The organism is Lysobacter sp. Soil_N_51 (genome assembly GCF_057655755.1).
This window is the reverse complement of the sequence record NZ_JBDGLR010000007.1, coordinates 328,981-345,023: the sequence shown is the minus strand read 5'-3', so window position 1 is coordinate 345,023 and position 16,043 is coordinate 328,981. Positions and strand designations below refer to the sequence as shown.

The 16,043-nt window shown below is 67.0% G+C and carries 12 protein-coding genes; all 12 read right to left on the bottom strand.

What is annotated here, in order from left to right:
- Positions 1 to 40 precede the first annotated feature (40 nt).
- The 12 genes from AC3A4T_RS15765 to carA all read right to left on the bottom strand — a co-directional run bounded on the left by AC3A4T_RS15765 (position 41) and on the right by carA (position 15,871).
- Positions 41 to 1,843 carry a cholesterol oxidase substrate-binding domain-containing protein gene (locus tag AC3A4T_RS15765; protein ID WP_487676215.1) on the bottom strand — a complete coding sequence of 601 codons (1,803 nt, stop codon included), beginning with the start codon at positions 1,841 to 1,843 and terminating at the stop codon, positions 41 to 43.
- 572 nt (positions 1,844 to 2,415) lie between these two features.
- Positions 2,416 to 2,736 (bottom strand): hypothetical protein, encoded by a 321-nt coding sequence (locus tag AC3A4T_RS15760; RefSeq protein WP_487676214.1) that lies wholly within the window; start codon positions 2,734 to 2,736, stop codon positions 2,416 to 2,418.
- Between the two features lie 32 nt (positions 2,737 to 2,768).
- A complete protein-coding gene (locus tag AC3A4T_RS15755; RefSeq protein WP_487676213.1) occupies positions 2,769 to 3,497 on the bottom strand; it encodes a copper homeostasis protein CutC in 729 nt (242 codons plus the stop codon).
- 8 nt (positions 3,498 to 3,505) lie between these two features.
- Positions 3,506 to 4,543, bottom strand: a complete 1,038-nt coding sequence (locus AC3A4T_RS15750) for a glycosylasparaginase (RefSeq protein ID WP_487676212.1) — start codon at positions 4,541 to 4,543, stop codon at positions 3,506 to 3,508.
- Between the two features lie 157 nt (positions 4,544 to 4,700).
- The gene (locus AC3A4T_RS15745; RefSeq protein WP_487676211.1) at positions 4,701 to 6,215 is read right to left on the bottom strand and encodes a Tle-like phospholipase domain-containing protein; all 1,515 of its coding nucleotides are present in this window, start codon (positions 6,213 to 6,215) and stop codon (positions 4,701 to 4,703) included.
- Between the two features lie 216 nt (positions 6,216 to 6,431).
- On the bottom strand, positions 6,432 to 8,150 hold the full coding sequence (gene recJ, locus AC3A4T_RS15740) for a single-stranded-DNA-specific exonuclease RecJ (RefSeq protein ID WP_487676210.1): 1,719 nt from the start codon (positions 8,148 to 8,150) through the stop codon (positions 6,432 to 6,434).
- 78 nt (positions 8,151 to 8,228) lie between these two features.
- Positions 8,229 to 9,170, bottom strand: a complete 942-nt coding sequence (locus AC3A4T_RS15735) for a phosphoglycerate mutase (RefSeq protein WP_487676209.1) — start codon at positions 9,168 to 9,170, stop codon at positions 8,229 to 8,231.
- 31 nt (positions 9,171 to 9,201) lie between these two features.
- Positions 9,202 to 9,681 (bottom strand): transcription elongation factor GreA, encoded by a 480-nt coding sequence (greA, locus tag AC3A4T_RS15730; protein ID WP_046656509.1) that lies wholly within the window; start codon positions 9,679 to 9,681, stop codon positions 9,202 to 9,204.
- A 583-nt stretch (positions 9,682 to 10,264) separates the two neighbouring features.
- Complete coding sequence (gene carB / locus AC3A4T_RS15725) at positions 10,265 to 13,513, bottom strand: carbamoyl-phosphate synthase large subunit (RefSeq protein WP_487676208.1); 3,249 nt, start codon at positions 13,511 to 13,513, stop codon at positions 10,265 to 10,267.
- A gap of 90 nt (positions 13,514 to 13,603) precedes the next feature.
- The gene (locus AC3A4T_RS15720) at positions 13,604 to 14,218 is read right to left on the bottom strand and encodes a hypothetical protein (protein ID WP_487676207.1); all 615 of its coding nucleotides are present in this window, start codon (positions 14,216 to 14,218) and stop codon (positions 13,604 to 13,606) included.
- Between the two features lie 76 nt (positions 14,219 to 14,294).
- On the bottom strand, positions 14,295 to 14,741 hold the full coding sequence (locus AC3A4T_RS15715; RefSeq protein WP_487676206.1) for a DUF6973 domain-containing protein: 447 nt from the start codon (positions 14,739 to 14,741) through the stop codon (positions 14,295 to 14,297).
- The gene (carA, locus tag AC3A4T_RS15710) at positions 14,741 to 15,871 is read right to left on the bottom strand and encodes a glutamine-hydrolyzing carbamoyl-phosphate synthase small subunit (RefSeq protein ID WP_056115227.1); all 1,131 of its coding nucleotides are present in this window, start codon (positions 15,869 to 15,871) and stop codon (positions 14,741 to 14,743) included. The genes AC3A4T_RS15715 and carA overlap by 1 nt, the downstream gene beginning before the upstream one ends.
- Positions 15,872 to 16,043: the final 172 nt, after the last annotated feature.

Genomic DNA, 16,043 nt, shown 5'->3' with positions numbered 1-16,043 from the left:
GGCACCGGCGCGAACGCCGATACCTTCGCGGCGACACCCCTCACGGCATCAACCGATCCAGCAATGGCGAAGCGAACACCCGCGCCGGATCGTGGCGATTGAGAATCGCCAGCGCCGCATCCCAGCCCGAGCCCGGCGCCTGCCCATGCCGCAGCGATTGCGGGATCGTCTGCCCGATCACCGTGGCATCGCTCCAGGCGCCGCTGGCGTCGTATCCCCAACCCTTGCTCCACTCCACCCGCGCCAGGGCATGGCCGCCGGAGAACTGCGCGAACACCCACTGCTCGACTTCGCGATAGAACGGCTCGGCCTCCGGCGTGCCCGGCAAGGTCAGCAGGTCCAGCCACACCGCGCAGTCCCAGTCGGGCCGGTCGCGCACCGGCCGCGCCGCCGACAACAGCGGTTCCACCGCGTTGGGCATCGCGACTTCATCGGCGCGGTCCAGGCCGGTGACGCGTATCTCCACCGGACCGTTGACCGGAAACTTTCCCTGCGCGCGGTAGGCGTCGGCGCGCGCCTGGTAGAAGCTCACGAACTCGTGCACCACCCGCTGCACGTTGGCGCGCGAGGTGATCACCGCATACCCATTCGCCGTCACCCGCAGCGTGCTCGGCTTCACGTACAGCATCACGTTGCGCGACCAGCCCCAAAGATCGAAGCTCGCGGTGAACAACAGGCCGGCGCTGACCAGGGTGTACTGCAACGCGCCCAGCGCCGGCGTGCGGCTGACATCGCCCAGGTTGATATCGCGGATGTAGTCGGCGAGTTCCGGCGGGATGCTGTCGGAGAACGGATAATTGAACGGCGCGGTGGCTTCGCGAACCATCGGCGGCAAGCTCGGCGTGAGCGTCCACACTTTCAGCCAGGGATTGCGCGTGAACGGAAAATGGATGGTCTCCACGCGTCCGGACTTGTCCAGGAAACTCGCCAAGGTGCGGCCCGGCGATCCCGGCGCGGCGAACAATTCGCTTGCGGGAATATTGACGTTGCTCTGGCAACGCAGGCGCTGGTTCGGCCCAGCCTGCAAGGTCGCCTCGACAATCAGCGCGCGGCCGAGATGGGCCACAAACGCGGCGCAGTCGGCCTCGTCGCGACGGAACGTGCGCAGCACATAAGCGCCCTGCGCCGGGTTCCATACCACCGCGGTCAGCGATAGCACCAGATTGCTCAGCGACCCGTAGCTGTGTCCGATCGTCCGGGTTTCGCCGAGCGCGGGAATCGCCGTGCCGTGCGCATCGATGGCGAGCACGCCGCCCAGGGTGAGATCGCCCGGCGCGGGCGTATGCGCCCACCCCAAGCCGACCTCTTCCATGCGCGCGAGCAAATCCTGCATCAGCACGCCGGCCTGCGCCTTGACCCGCGCCGGCTGCTCAGTGCGATCGATCTCCACCCGAGTCAGATGAGTGACCGTATCGATCAGCACGATGCGATCGTCGCAGGTCTGATCCGGCGACAGATTCAACGGCGACCAGTTGTGGTTCATGCCGCGCGGACGCACGCGATAACCGTGCTGCCGCGCCCAATTGACAACCGTGACCACCTCCTCGGCGCTGCGTGGCGAGCAGGTCCACACGTTGTCGATCTGGATTTCGCCGGACCAGTTGCGGTACGCCTGCTGAAACAACGGTATGTGCGAAGGAAACGCCGGCGGCGCGGCACAGGCGGCGGCCGCGCTGCCCGCTTCGACCTGAAATGCAGGCCACCAGCCGGCGCTGACGCCGGCCGCGCCGACCGCGAGGGCTTGCGCGATAAAGCGCCGGCGGCGCGGATCGGTTGCATCATCGCCAGCGTGGACGTGGGCGTGATCGTCGAGCGTCGGCTCGGGACGTGGATCGATAGGCATGGGAATCGCTCCGCTAGGGCGGTGTGGAGACGGGCAAGGGAACCGACGCGATGGCCGCGCGGGCTTCGCGTCGTTGCGGGTGTGAGCGGCGCAGTCGCACGCGAGCTACGTGCCTGTATTCGAGCGCCGCGATTGCACGATTAGCAGCGGCGCGCACTCACTGCAACATCGATTGTCCGGTTGCGCTAGCGCATGCCGATTGTCGGCGTGATCCACGTCCGATCATCCATCGGCGGGAAATTCCTAGGCTTTCAACCGCAGCACCGATAAGCCACGAACGCGGCTAAATTACGTGGCATTGCGTTGTTTCATGCTCCTCGCGCGCGACGCGATCGGATCTGGCCAATCCATCCGCGCTCGCACGAGACCTCCAAGACGCTCGTCACGCCGCGCGAGAGCGACGAGGCTCACGGCATCGATCGGCTTGGCATCAAGGGATGGCCTTGTGATGAGATCGACGATTGCGCGCATGGCAAAACGAAACGGTCCGAGCGAAGACGAATGCCACCGTCTCGAGTACCGCCGCGCGACCTGCATCGCGCGGATACCATGCATCGTCATACCGCGCAGAATCAGAACCCAGCCGGCTCGCCGTCGTCGTCGACATAACGCGCACCGCCCGAACCGCCGACCAATGCCAATACGAGGCGCAAATCGCTGCGAACCGAGGCGCTCAACGGGGTCATGCAGGCCAGACGCACACGGTCCTGGCCGAACACCAGCTGCACTTCCTCCCAGCCGCGCTCGGGCCGTTCCGGACCGCTGAGCCAGACTTCGTGGGCACCGACGCTGCGACTGAATGTCGCCAACGATTCGAGCTGGAGCGGCAGCGTGTCGCGACGCCGCCGATAGTCGTCGACGTCGTTCGGGATCGCGTCGTATTCGTAGCCCATGGTGCCTCTCGCCTTGCGCAACCCAGCTGCGATCAACCGCGCAAGGCCGCCACCAATTCGGCCACCCGCTCCGCGTCGCTTTGCACCCAGTCCGGCGACAAGCCGGCCAGGGCCTCGTTGCGATACGTCATCGCCGAGTGTCGAGGCGCTTTCGCCGATGCATGCAGTTCATGCACGTTCGCGCGCTGAGCAAGCGCGACGATGTTATGCGCGGTCACACCGGCGCCGGCCATCAAGGCGATGCGGCCACCGGCCTGTTCGCCCAGCGCGGCGATGCGGTCGGCGCCGGTCCAGGCATCGTTCGCGCCGCCCGAGGTCAGGATGCGTTCGCAGCCCAGGCCGATCACGGCCTCCAGCGCAGCCGACTGATCGCGCGCCGCGTCGAAGGCGCGGTGAAAGGTCACGCCGAGCGGCCCGGCCGCCGCGATCAGCTCGCGGCACAGCGCGGCATCGACGTCGCCGCGCGCATTCAGCGCGCCGATCACCACTCCGTCGCAGCCCAGGCGTACGCAGTTTTCGATGTCGGCGCGCATCACCGCGCATTCGGATTCATCAAACAGAAAATCGCCGGCGCGCGGCCGGATCAGCACGTACAGGGCGATGCGCAGACGATCGCGCGCGACCGCGATGCTGCCGTAGGACGGCGTGGTGCCGCCCTCGCCGAGGTTTTCGCACAGTTCCACCCGATCGGCGCCACCGGTCTGCGCGGCCAGCGCGGAACCGAGCGAATTGGCCGATATTTCCAGGGTTCGCGCGCTCATCGCCGCGCTCACGTCTGCTGCGTCGTATAGACCGAGCGCGAGTCGAGCAGCGCATCGCGCTTGCCGGCATCGCATACCGCGTAGACGAAGCCGCGATGCAGCGCATGCGCGCCGACTTCGCCGTGCTTGTTGATCGCGAGGAAACACACCTGCAAGGTCTTGCTCGCCTGCGGGCGCTTGCGCACGACGCGGTCGATCGCCTCGCGGCAGGCTTCATCAGGGCTGCGGCCCTGACGCATCAGTTCGACCACCAGGAAGCTCGCGGCATTGCGCAGCATCTCTTCGCCCACGCCCGACGCGGTGGCGGCGCCGACTTCGTTGTCGACGTACAGGCCGGCGCCGATGATCGGACTGTCGCCGACCCGGCCGTGCAGTTTCCAGGCCATGCCGCTGGTGGTGCAGGCGCCGGCCAGTTTGCCGCTGGCGTCGATGGCGAGCATGCCCAGGGTGTCGTGATTGGATTTATCGCCGAGCCTGGCGTTATCGAGACGCTCGGCGTTGATCTGCGGCTGATACTTGGAGGTCTTGCGCCATTCGTTCCAGGCCGCGCGCGCCTTGTCGGTCAACAGCGGCTGCTTGGGAAAGCCCTGCTCGATCGCGAACTGCTGCGCGCCCGCGCCGACCAGCAACACATGCGGAGTGCGTTCCATGACCCGGCGCGCAACGCTGATCGGATGGGCGATGTCCTCCAGCGCGGCGACCGCGCCGCAGCGGCCGTCGCCGTCCATGATGCTCGCATCCAGAGTCAGCACGCCGTCGCGATCGGGATTGCCGCAGCGCCCGACCGTGCTGTTGCACAGATCGGCCTCGGCCCAGCGCGCGCCGGCCTCGACCGCGTCGAGCGCGGAACCGCCAGCGGCAAGCACCGGCCAGGCGGCCTGATTGGCGCCGACGCCGAAGTCCCAGGTCGAGACCACGCGCGCGCCTTTGATCGCGCGCGGCGCGGGATCCGCGCCGTTGCTCGATCCGGACGCGGCCAACGACGGCAGGACCGCGGCGGACGCCGCCAACACAGAGCTTTGCAGGAAACGGCGGCGTGAGGTCATGGCGGTCTTCGGTGCTTGGCGCGCGCGGCGCGGACCGGCCACACGCTAGCCGCGGCGTGCGGCCTGCGCAAGCGCGCGCGGCGCGAAACCGATCCGGCGCGCGCGATGAAGCACGCGCGCGCGAACCGGTACGCACCGCCGCGACCGAGCGAATGCGCTACAACCCCGGCGCTCGGCCGACCCTGACCACCGCCTGCTCCGCTTCCTGCGCGCCCTGCGTCGGCGACGGCGCGATCTCGCGATTGACCCGGCTCATCATCGTCTCAGTCGCGGCGCCGCTGGTCGGCACCGGACCGTCGAACTGCGCCCAGCGCGCCGCCGGATCGTTCAACTTGCCCTCCACCAGGAAGCCGCCGTCGCCCGGGGTTTTGCCGTTGACGATGTGATCGACCCGCTCGAAGCCGTTCGACCGCGCCAGTTGCGCCAACTCGCCGGCACGACGATCCATCGTCGCCTCCGCGACCGACTTCATGCCGTGCTGGACCAGTTGGTGGCCGCCGAAATCCATGCCCTTGAGGATCAACTCGGCCTGATCGAAATCCTGCTCCAGTCCGCGCACGTGCCGGCTCAGCACCGGATGCGGTCCGGGCGCGAACGACGGCCCGTCCAGTTCGATCTTGGCGCCGTGCGGCCGCACCAGCGACGCGATGCCCAGCGACTGCAAGCCGTGCAGCGGCTCGCCCTTGACCAACAGCTCGGTGGTCGCCGGACCTTGCTCGAGTTTGTCGGCGGCGACGCCGTGCTTGAGCAAGGTGGCGCGATTCGGCCAGGCCGGATTGGCGACGACGCATTCGACATCGCACACCTGCGCGGCCAGATAGGCCTGACCGCCGCCCTTGGAATGACCGACCACCGCGTGCAGACCCTCGGGCAGCGCCTTCTGCACCTGCTGAGTCAACTGCACCGCGCCGTCGTACTGCGCGCTGCCGAAGCCGCCGCCCTGGCCGAAGTTGGTGAGCCAGTCGCTGGCCTTGTCGGTGCCGCGGAAATTCAGCACGAACTGATCGTCCTTGCGGTACAGATCGGCGCGCAGGCCGCTGGCGGTATCGTGGAAATCCTTCGGATTCAGGCCGCGCGCCTGCAGGTCGGCGTCGCCGACGCGCTTCCAGCCGCTCAGATCGGCTTCGCTGCGGTCGGCGTAGCCGTCGCGCATGATCGCGGCGGCGACGGTGGGGTCCAGGCTCGCCGCGCGCGGCGGCAAGGCGGGCGAAAGCGGCGGAATGTCGTGGCGCGGAAACACCGCGTGCAAGCCGCGCATGGAAAATCCCGGCGATGCGCTCGGCGCGGCCACTGCAGGGTCCGACTCGGTCGCGCGAGTGGTCGATGTGCTCGTCGTCGGCGCGGCCGATTCCGGCGCGGTGTACGAATCGTCGAACGGATTACCCACCCGCGGATACGCGCGCGGCGCGAAGGTCGGGCCAATAGGCGGCACGATCGGCGGGACAATAGGCGCAACAGCCGACGGCATCGCCAGCGGTGCTGCGTTATTGCGTTCGACACCGTGCGCGGGTTCGAACTGATTGCCGTCGTCGTGGTGGTGGCGGGCGAACGAATTGAGCATCGAATCGGGATCGCGCGCGCTGGCATCGAAGCGCGCCGTCCATCGATTGAAGGCGCCGCCGAGGCTGTTGAAGATCGAGGGCTTGGGTACTTTGGGATTCGGATCGGACATCGTCCCGCTCTCCTTGGGTTGAGGGCGTGCCACGCTGCGCGGCACGACGAAATCGCCCAAACCAACGCATAAAGCGCGCGACCTCGGCCACGCCGCCAATCATGGCGGCGGTTAAAACCGACCCAGTTCGCAAATCCGTGAATTCAATCGCGCGCGGGTACCACGCGCGAGCATCGATGAGGGCATGTCGAAACGCCTCATCGGAATTACTTTTGCCTACAACGCCTCGCGATGCACGACCACCAGTTGCACCGCCGTGCCGCCGCGATAATCGTCGGGCTCCAGACGATAGGCGATGCGCACCCACGGCGGCGGCGTGCTGCCGTCCCAGCCGCCGAACTCGATCGCGTTGAGGCGCAGGCCGTTGCGGCCCAGTTCCAGCTTGAGATGGCGTTCGCCGACCACGCGCCAGGACAGCACTTCGAACTCGCCGTCAAACTGCGGTTCGGCGAAGCCCTGACCCCACGGGCCGCCGTCGCGCAGCGATTCGGCATGCGCGCGATCGAACTCGGCCGCGTGCAGTTCGCCGTCGCTGAGCACATCGGCCTGCAGCAGTTCCGGGGTCAGCGCCAGCCGCGCGCAGTGTTCGAACGCATCGCGGAAGGCATCGAACGCATCCGCGCGCAGCGACAGGCCAGCGGCCATCGCGTGGCCGCCGAAGCGTTCGATCAGATCGGGATGACGCGCTGCGACGTCGGCCAGCGCATCGCGAATATGGAAGCCGGGAATCGAACGCGCCGAGCCGCGCAGTTGCTGGCTGCCGGGTTCGGCCGGCGCGAACGCGATCACCGGCCGGTGCAGGCGTTCCTTCATCTTCGACGCGACCAGGCCGACCACGCCGGGATGCCAGTCGTCGTCGAACAGACACAGCGCCATCGGCGCGGCCTGCGTGTCGATCGATACCCGCGCGAACGCGGCCTGCGCTTCGTCGGTCATCTGCTGCTGCACCGCGCGGCGTTCGGCGTTGATCTCATTGAGCGTCGAGGCGATATCGCGTGCCTGCGCTGGGTTTTCGGTCAGCAGGCATTCGATGCCGAGCGCCATGTCTTCCAATCGTCCGGCGGCGTTGAGACGCGGCGCGACCGCGTAGCCGATATCGGCCGCGGTCAATCGCCGGTAATCGCGCTGCGAAACTTCGATCAGCGCACGCAAGCCGGCGCCGCCCTGCCCCGCGCGCAGACGGCGCAGGCCCGCGGCGACCAGCGCGCGGTTGTTCGCGTCCAGCGGCACCAGATCGGCGACGGTGCCGACCGCGACCAGATCGAGCAGGACGCTCAGGTCCGGCACACTGTCCGCGCCGAACGCGCCGGCCTCGCGCAGCCGCCGGCGCAAGGCCAGCAGCACGTAGAACATGACTCCGACGCCGGCGAGCATCTTGCTCGGGAACGCATCACCGGGCTGATTCGGATCGACGATCGCATCGGCCGGAGGTAAGTGTTCGCCGGGCAGATGATGATCGGTGACCAGCACTTTCCAACCGCGCGCACGCGCCGCGGCGATGCCGGCGTGACAGGCGATGCCGTGATCGACGGTGACCAACAGATCAGGTTGGAGTGTCGCCAACTCCTCCACCAACGCCGGCGACAACCCATACCCGTGCACGATCCGGTTAGGTACCGCATGCGAAACGCGTTTGGCGCCGAGCAGGCGCAAACCGCGCACGCCGACCGCGCAGGCGGTGGCGCCGTCGCAGTCGAAATCGCCGACCACCAGGATGTGGCGATCGGCGGCGATCGCCTCGGCTAGCAAAGCGGTCGCGTCGTCGAGCCCGAGCATGCCGTCGGGCGGCAGCAACTGCGCCAGCCGCGGCTGCGCCTGTTCGACGCAGTTCGCGCCGCGCGCGGCGTAGACCCGGCGCAACAGCGGCGGGACCGACTCCGGCCACAGGCCGGCATCGGCGACTTCGCGGCGGCGCAGGCGCGCGACCGGTTTCATCGGCGTCGACCCGCGTACAAGCGAGCACTCGGCCTGCGGGAAGCCGATAACGAGATGTGCAACAACGTCATGGCTTGCTCAAGCTTGCAGCGAGCGCAGCGATTTGCGCCAGAAACGCCAGCGCTGCGAACGCGCCAGTTCGAAACGTTCGCCGTCGGCAAACGCGAGCACCGCGCGCTGCAGCGTTCCCGCGTCGAGCGCGTGCGCGATCGGCTCAAGCCAATCGCGCTGCACCACGGTCAAGTCACGCGCGGCGCGCAGGTCGAACAGTCGCTCGCCCTCACCCGCCGGCCACTGCGGCGGCAGCGCCGTCGCGGCGATGCCGGCCTGGGCGCCGAACGCGGTCAGGCCTTCGTCGTCGCTGTAGACCTGCTGGTACGTCGTACGCACGTGATCGGGCAGCACGCCGCCGCCCCAGAACCACAGCGAATTGATCGGTGCCAGCCCGGCGGCGATGCGCTGGGCGTTGTGCGGATGGTTGTGCAGGACGATCTGCGCCTCGCTGAGCAGCGAACGCCAGCGGCGGCCTTCGCTGCCTTCGTTCTCCACGCCCGGCAGATGCTGGAACATGTCTTCGCCCAGCGCCTGTTCGGGCGAGGCGAATTTCGGCAGGCGACTCTCGCGCGGCAACGCGAGGTACCAGCGGCTCGGATGCGGCGCGTCGATCGGAAAACCGGCGTCGCCGAACAAGGGCCGCAGCGCCGGCAACAACGCCGCGCTGTCGCGCTCGCTCAACGACAGCGCCTGACCGTAAGCGAGCAGGCGCGCGCCGTTGATGTCGGGCCGCACATAGGCCGGATCGGCGCGCAGCCACGCGCCGTAGGCGGCGTCGCCGACATCGCGTTGCCGCGATACCGCCGCGATCGGCCAGCCGCGCGGCAGGATGTCGAACACACGCGCGGCCTGATCGGCCGCTTCGACGCTGCGGTCGGCGCGGCCGAGCCGCAGCCCGAAGGTTTCGCCCAGACGCTGACCGCCGAAGCGCGCGCGCTCGGGCAACAGCACAGTGACGCTGTTCATGGCTGGCGGCTCATGCGCGGACGCCGGCTGATCATCCGGCGTTGTAGCTGACGCCGACGATTTCGTACTCGTGGGTGCCGCCCGGCGCGTCGATGACGACGCTGTCGCCCTCGTTCTTGCCGATCAGCGCGCGCGCGACCGGCGAGGAGATCGCGATCAGGCCGAGTTTGATGTCGGCCTCCAGGTCGCCGACGATCTGGTACTTGCGCTCTTCCTCGGTGTCCACGTCGATCAGCTCGACGGTGGCGCCGAACACGACCTTGGAGCCGGCGTTGAGCGTGCTGATGTCGATGACCTGGGCGTGCGACAACTCGGCTTCGAGCTGCTTGATCCGGCCTTCGATAAAGCCCTGCTGCTCGCGCGCGGCGTGGTACTCGGCGTTCTCCTTGAGATCGCCGTGGGCGCGCGCTTCGGCGATCGCGTTGATCACCGCCGGCCGCTTGACCGACTTGAGTTCTTCCAGCTCCGCGCGCAAACGCTGCGCGCCCTGGGCCGTGATGGGTGGTCTCATTCCTTGCTTCCTCGGTAACGCGTCCTTTTCGGCCGGACGCCGGCATGTTGAATGCTGGGTTGGCCCCATTGTGCCGGGAACCTGGACGGAAGGCATCCCGGGGGTCGGGGATGGGTCGTCGGCTTGGGTTCGGGGTCGGCGTTGGGGCGGATGTCAAGACATTGCCGCTGAAATGTCGCCATGAAACTCGACGAATCCTTCAAGACCGTCATCCCCGCGAAGCCGGGGGTCGAGAGGCTTCAGCGTCGTCTCGCCAGGAGTGCCATTGCTTTTACATGGCAGTTAGAGGCTTTAGCGCCCTCTTTCAAATCGTCATTCCCGCGAAGGCGGGAATCCAGAGACTTCAGCGCGTCCTTTCCAGACCGTCATTCCCGCGAACGCGGGAATCCAGTGCCTTTCGTGCGAGAACGTTTGAAGTCTCTGGATTCCCGCCTTCGCGGGAATGACGATTTGGGAGAACGCGGCCAGTCGGTTCTATGCGGTTGTCGAATTCAGCCGCGACTGGACTGACGGGCGGCGCAACCGCACCGCCCTCGTCTCGCTTCACGACGCAGGCAACGCCTGCATCGCTGACACCCGTCGCTTACGACGCCGCGCCAATCTGCGCATGCAACTCCTGCAACGACCACACCGGGCCCTTGCCGCGATAGTCCAGCGAACCCACCAGCGCGCGCGCGCCCGACACCGTGGTCGAGTACGTCACCCGCTGCTGCAGCGCTTCGCGACGGATCGAGAACGAATCCGAGATCGCCTGGCGGCCTTCGGTGGTGTTGATGATGTAGACGATCTCGCCGTTCTTGATCAGGTCGACGATGTGCGGACGGCCTTCGGTGACCTTGTTGACCGATTCGCAGATCACGCCGTGTTCGGCGAAGAACGCCTGGGTGCCGCTGGTCGCGACCAGGCTGTAGCCGCGGCGCAGCAATTCCTGCGCCACCGGCAGCACGCGCAGCTTGTCCGGGTCGCGGACCGAGATGAACACCTTGCCCACCGGCGGCGCCTTGATGCCGCCGGCTTCCTGCGCGCGCGCCATCGCCGCGCCGAAGTTCTTGCCCACGCCCATCACTTCGCCGGTGGAACGCATCTCCGGTCCGAGGATCGGGTCGACACCCTGGAACTTGGCGAACGGGAAGATCGCTTCCTTGACCGAGTAGTAGTCCGGCACGATTTCTTCCAGCGCACCTTGCGAGGCCAACGTCTGGCCGACCATGCAGCGCGCGGCGATCTTCGCCAGCGCCATGCCGGTGGCCTTGGACACGAACGGCACCGTGCGCGAGGCGCGCGGGTTCACTTCGATCAGGAAGATCGTGTCGTTGCCTTGCGCGTCGGTCTGGATCGCGAACTGGGTGTTCATCAGCCCGACCACCTTGAGCGCCTTGGCCAGCGCCACGACCTGCTCGCGCAGTTTTTCCTGGGTGCCGGCGCTGAGCGAATACGGCGGCAGCGAGCACGAGGAGTCGCCCGAATGCACGCCGGCCTCTTCGATGTGCTCCATCACTCCGCCGATCAGCACCCGGCCTTCGCGGTCGGCGATGATGTCGACATCGACCTCGACCGCGTTGTCGAGGAAGCGGTCGAGCAGCACCGGCGAATCGTTCGACACCTTGACCGCGTCGCGGATGTAACGGGTCAGGTCGGCGTCGGAATAGACGATTTCCATCGCCCGGCCGCCGAGCACATAGCTCGGACGCACCACCATCGGGTAACCGATCTGGTTGGCCAGCATCAGCGCTTCGTCGGGATTGCGCGCGGTGCGATTGATCGGCTGGGCCAGGCCCAGGTCCTGCACCAGCTTCTGGAAACGCTCGCGGTCTTCGGCCAGATCGATACTGTCGGGCGAGGTGCCGATGATCGGCACACCGTTGGCTTCCAGCGCGCGCGCGAGCTTGAGCGGGGTCTGGCCGCCGTACTGCACGATCACGCCCTTGGGCTTTTCGAGGTCGGCGATTTCCAGCACGTCCTCGAGCGTCAGCGGTTCGAAGTACAGGCGGTCGGAAGTGTCGTAATCGGTCGACACGGTTTCCGGATTGCAGTTGACCATGATGGTTTCATAGCCGTCCTCGCGCAGGGCGAGCGCGGCATGCACGCAGCAGTAGTCGAACTCGATGCCCTGGCCGATGCGGTTGGGACCGCCGCCGAGCACGATGATCTTGTCGCGATTGGTCGGATTGGCTTCGCACTCGTCCTCGTAGGTCGAGTACATGTAGGCGGTGGTGGTGGCGAACTCGGCGGCGCAGGAGTCCACGCGCTTGTACACCGGGCGCACGCCGAACGCGCGGCGCAGCGTGCGCACGGCGGTCTCGTCGGTGCCGGTGAGCTGTGCGATGCGCGCATCGGAGAAGCCCATGCGCTTGAGCGCGCGCATGCGCGGCTTGTCGAGCGCGCTCAGGCCGGCGTCGGCCACTTCGCCTTCGGTCGCGATCAATTCCTCGATCTGGTCCAGGAACCACGGATCGACGAACGACAGCGCATGCACGTCTTCCACGCTCATGCCGGCGCGGAACGCATCGCCGATATGGAACATGCGCTCCGGACCCGGCTCCTTGAGCTCGCGGCGCAGCTTGGTCATATCGATTTCGCTGCTCAGGTCCAGACCGGTCGGGTCGAGGCCGACCTTGCCGGTTTCCAGGCCACGCAGCGCCTTCTGCAGCGATTCCTGGAAGGTGCGGCCCATCGCCATGACTTCGCCGACCGACTTCATCTGCGTGGTCAGGCGCGCGTCGGCCTGCGGGAACTTCTCGAACGCGAAGCGCGGGATCTTGGTGACGACGTAGTCGATGCTCGGCTCGAACGAGGCGGGGGTCACGCCGCCGGTGATCTCGTTGCGCAGTTCATCGAGGGTGTAGCCGACCGCGAGCTTGGCCGCGATCTTGGCGATCGGGAATCCGGTCGCCTTCGACGCCAGCGCCGAGGAGCGCGACACGCGCGGGTTCATTTCGATCACCACCACGCGGCCGTTTTGCGCGTTGATGCCGAACTGGACGTTAGAGCCGCCGGTGTCGACGCCGATCTTGCGCAGCACCGCGATCGAGGCGTCGCGCAGGCGCTGGTATTCCTTGTCGGTGAGCGTCTGCGCCGGCGCGACGGTGATCGAGTCGCCGGTGTGCACGCCCATCGCGTCGAAGTTTTCGATCGAACACACGATGATGCAGTTGTCCGCGGTGTCGCGGACCACTTCCATCTCGAATTCCTTCCAGCCCAGAACCGACTCCTCGACCAGCACTTCGGTGGTCGGCGACAGTTCAAGGCCGCGGGTGACGATGTCGATCAGCTCTTCGCGGTTGTAGGCGATGCCGCCGCCGCTGCCGCCCAGGGTGAAGCTGGGACGGATGATGGTGGGATAGCCGACGCGGGTCTGGATGTCGATCGCTTCTTCCAGGGTGCGCGCGACTTCGGCCTTCGGGCATTCCAGGCCGATCTCCTTCATCGCCACGCGGAACAGCTCGCGGTCTTCGGCCATGCGGATCGCTTCGCGCTTGGCGCCGATCAGCTCGACGTTGTACTTCTCCAGCACGCCGTTGTCGGCCAGGTCCAGCGCGCAGTTCAGCGCGGTCTGGCCGCCCATGGTCGGCAGCAGCGCGTCGGGCTTTTCCTTGGCGATGATCTTCTCGACCGTCTGCCAGTTGATCGGCTCGATGTAGACCGCGTCGGCCATGTTCGGGTCGGTCATGATCGTGGCCGGATTCGAGTTGACCAGGACCACGCGGTAGCCCTCGTCGCGCAACGCCTTGCAGGCTTGCGCGCCGGAGTAGTCGAACTCGCAGGCCTGGCCGATCACGATCGGACCCGCGCCGATGATCAGGACGGTTTTGATGTCGGTACGCTTGGGCATCGGTAGTTACTCGTAAAAATGAATGTTGTTCAGAGCGAGCGCCCTGGGAAGCGGTTCGTCGCGGCATCGTTCATGCGCGCGCCAGACCGGTCATTCCCGGGCGGATCGGCGTAATGAGTCCGGTATCTGGCAGCGTTTCATCATGGCCTCCATGAGCCTTTCCACGAGTCCATCGCCGAACGCCTGCCCCGACTGGGCCTTGCCGCGGGTGGATTCGACGCCGACAAAACGGCGCAGCAAGGTGTGCTGTTCGCCCGAAGCGAACGCGACGAATGCATCGCGTCGTCGCGGGTCCGATTTATTCAGCACTTCCAGCACCAGCGCCTTGGGATCGGGCACATCCTGGCTTTTCTTGCCTGCTTCGATGCCCCGGCGGGCGAGTTCCGAAAACACATCGGCGGCGCCGGCCGACAATACCGCCAGATCGGCGTCGACCCGATCCGGATATTCGTTCGCGTACTCGGCCGTTTCGGCGCGCCTGTACTCGCGATAGCCGCGCGTCGAAAGCGACTCGCGCGCACAACTCAACCATTCCGGCTTGACCTCCTCGGGCGCGACCGACTGCAAGGGCCAACGCGGATCGGCCGCGGCCAGGGCATCCAGCTCCGGCCCCAGCGGAATCATCTTGACGATCTCATCGGTCAGGCGATCGATACGCGGATCGCCGGGCAGCTCCGACGGTTGCTCGGCCGCGGCCTGGCTCATCGCCAGCGCGCCGATCAGCAGACCGGCCCAGCGCAGGGTTCCGATCCGACGTTGCGGCAATCGTAGGGATGTCATGTCAGTACAACCGGTCCTGCCAGGATGAAGGCGCGCGCCAGGTGATTTGCTCGGGCGATCGCGCATCGATCGCGCCGTGGTCGACCGCCGCGCGAACCTCGCGCTGCATCGCGGTCCAGTTTTCAGCGGCGGCGCCCACGCGCGCACCGATTCGATTGTTGTGGGCGTCCATCGCCCGGCTCGCATTGCCCTGCCCGTCGCGCTCCATCACCGCGGTCACCCAGTCGACGCAACGCGGCGACAAGGTGTAAGCGACGATCGCGCTGGCCAGACTGTGGCGGTACGCATCGGCCGGGCCGTTGCGTCCGCCAGGAAGATCGGCGGCGAACCATTGCGTGTAGACCGCGATCATCACGAACGCGGGATACGCGCCGAGCACCACCAGCAACGCCAATGCACGCGAACGCCAGCGGCGTCGACGCATCGGCGTGGCCGGCGCCGCGCTCATCAGGCGGCCTTGGCCTGTTCCATCGACACCACGAACCGATCGAACAACGGCGATACATCGTGCGGGCCCGGGCTCGCTTCCGGGTGGCCCTGAAAACTGAAGGCCGGCGCGTCGGTCAGGGCGATGCCCTGGTTGCTGCCGTCGAACAGCGAGCGGTGGGTCACGCGCACGTTGCCCGGCAGGCTGGCCTCATCGACCGCGAAGCCATGGTTCTGCGAGGTGATCATCACCCGGCCGGAATCCAGATCCTGGACCGGATGGTTCGCGCCGTGATGGCCGAACTTCATCTTCAGGGTCTTCGCGCCAGAGGCCAGGCCCAGCAGCTGATGGCCGAGGCAGATGCCGAAGGTCGGGATCTTGCGGGCGATGAATTCCTTGATCGCCGCGATCGCGTAATCGCAGGGCTCCGGATCGCCGGGACCGTTGGACAGGAACACGCCGTCGGGATTGAGCGCCAGCACCTCGGCGGCCGGGGTCTGCGCCGGCACCACGGTCACCCGGCAGCCGCGCTCGGCGAGCATGCGCAGGATGTTGAGCTTGACGCCGAAGTCGTAGGCGACGACATGGAAGCGCGATTCGGCCGTCACGAACGCGTTGCGATCCAGATCCAGCTGACCTTCGGTCCACTCGTAGCGTTCGCGCGTACAGACTTCCTTGGCCAGATCCATGCCCTTGAGGCCCGGGAACTTGCGCGCGGCTTCGATCGCCTTGGCAACGTCGATTTCCCCTGCCATCAGCGCGCCGTTCTGCGCGCCGGTGTCGCGCAGCAGACGGGTCAGCTTGCGCGTGTCGATGTCGGAGATCGCAACCACGCCGCGATCGGCCAGCCACTGCGGCAACGCGATCGTGCTGCGCCAGTTGCTGGGGCGGCGCGGCACGTCGCGCACGATCAGGCCCGAGGCCCAGACTTGGCGGGCTTCGTCGTCCTGCGCGGTGATGCCGGTGTTGCCGACGTGCGGATAAGTCAGCGTGACCAGCTGACGGGCGTACGAGGGATCGGTGAGGATTTCCTGGTAGCCGGTGATCGCGGTGTTGAATACGACTTCGCCGACGCTGAGGCCGGGCGCGCCTACGGAAACGCCCTCGAACACGGTGCCGTCTTCGAGTGCGAGGATTGCGGGTTGGGTCACGGGGGGATCGCCTTGGCTGCCAAAGGATCTGATCCCGTGCGCGACATCGGCAAAACCGACTTGCAGCAAAACACGGACGCGGTGCGGGACCGGTCCGGCGTGCGGGATTCAGGCGAGCCGGAATTCTAGCGGCGATGGGCCTCGGGCGCCAGCCTCAATGTGGCCGCAGGCG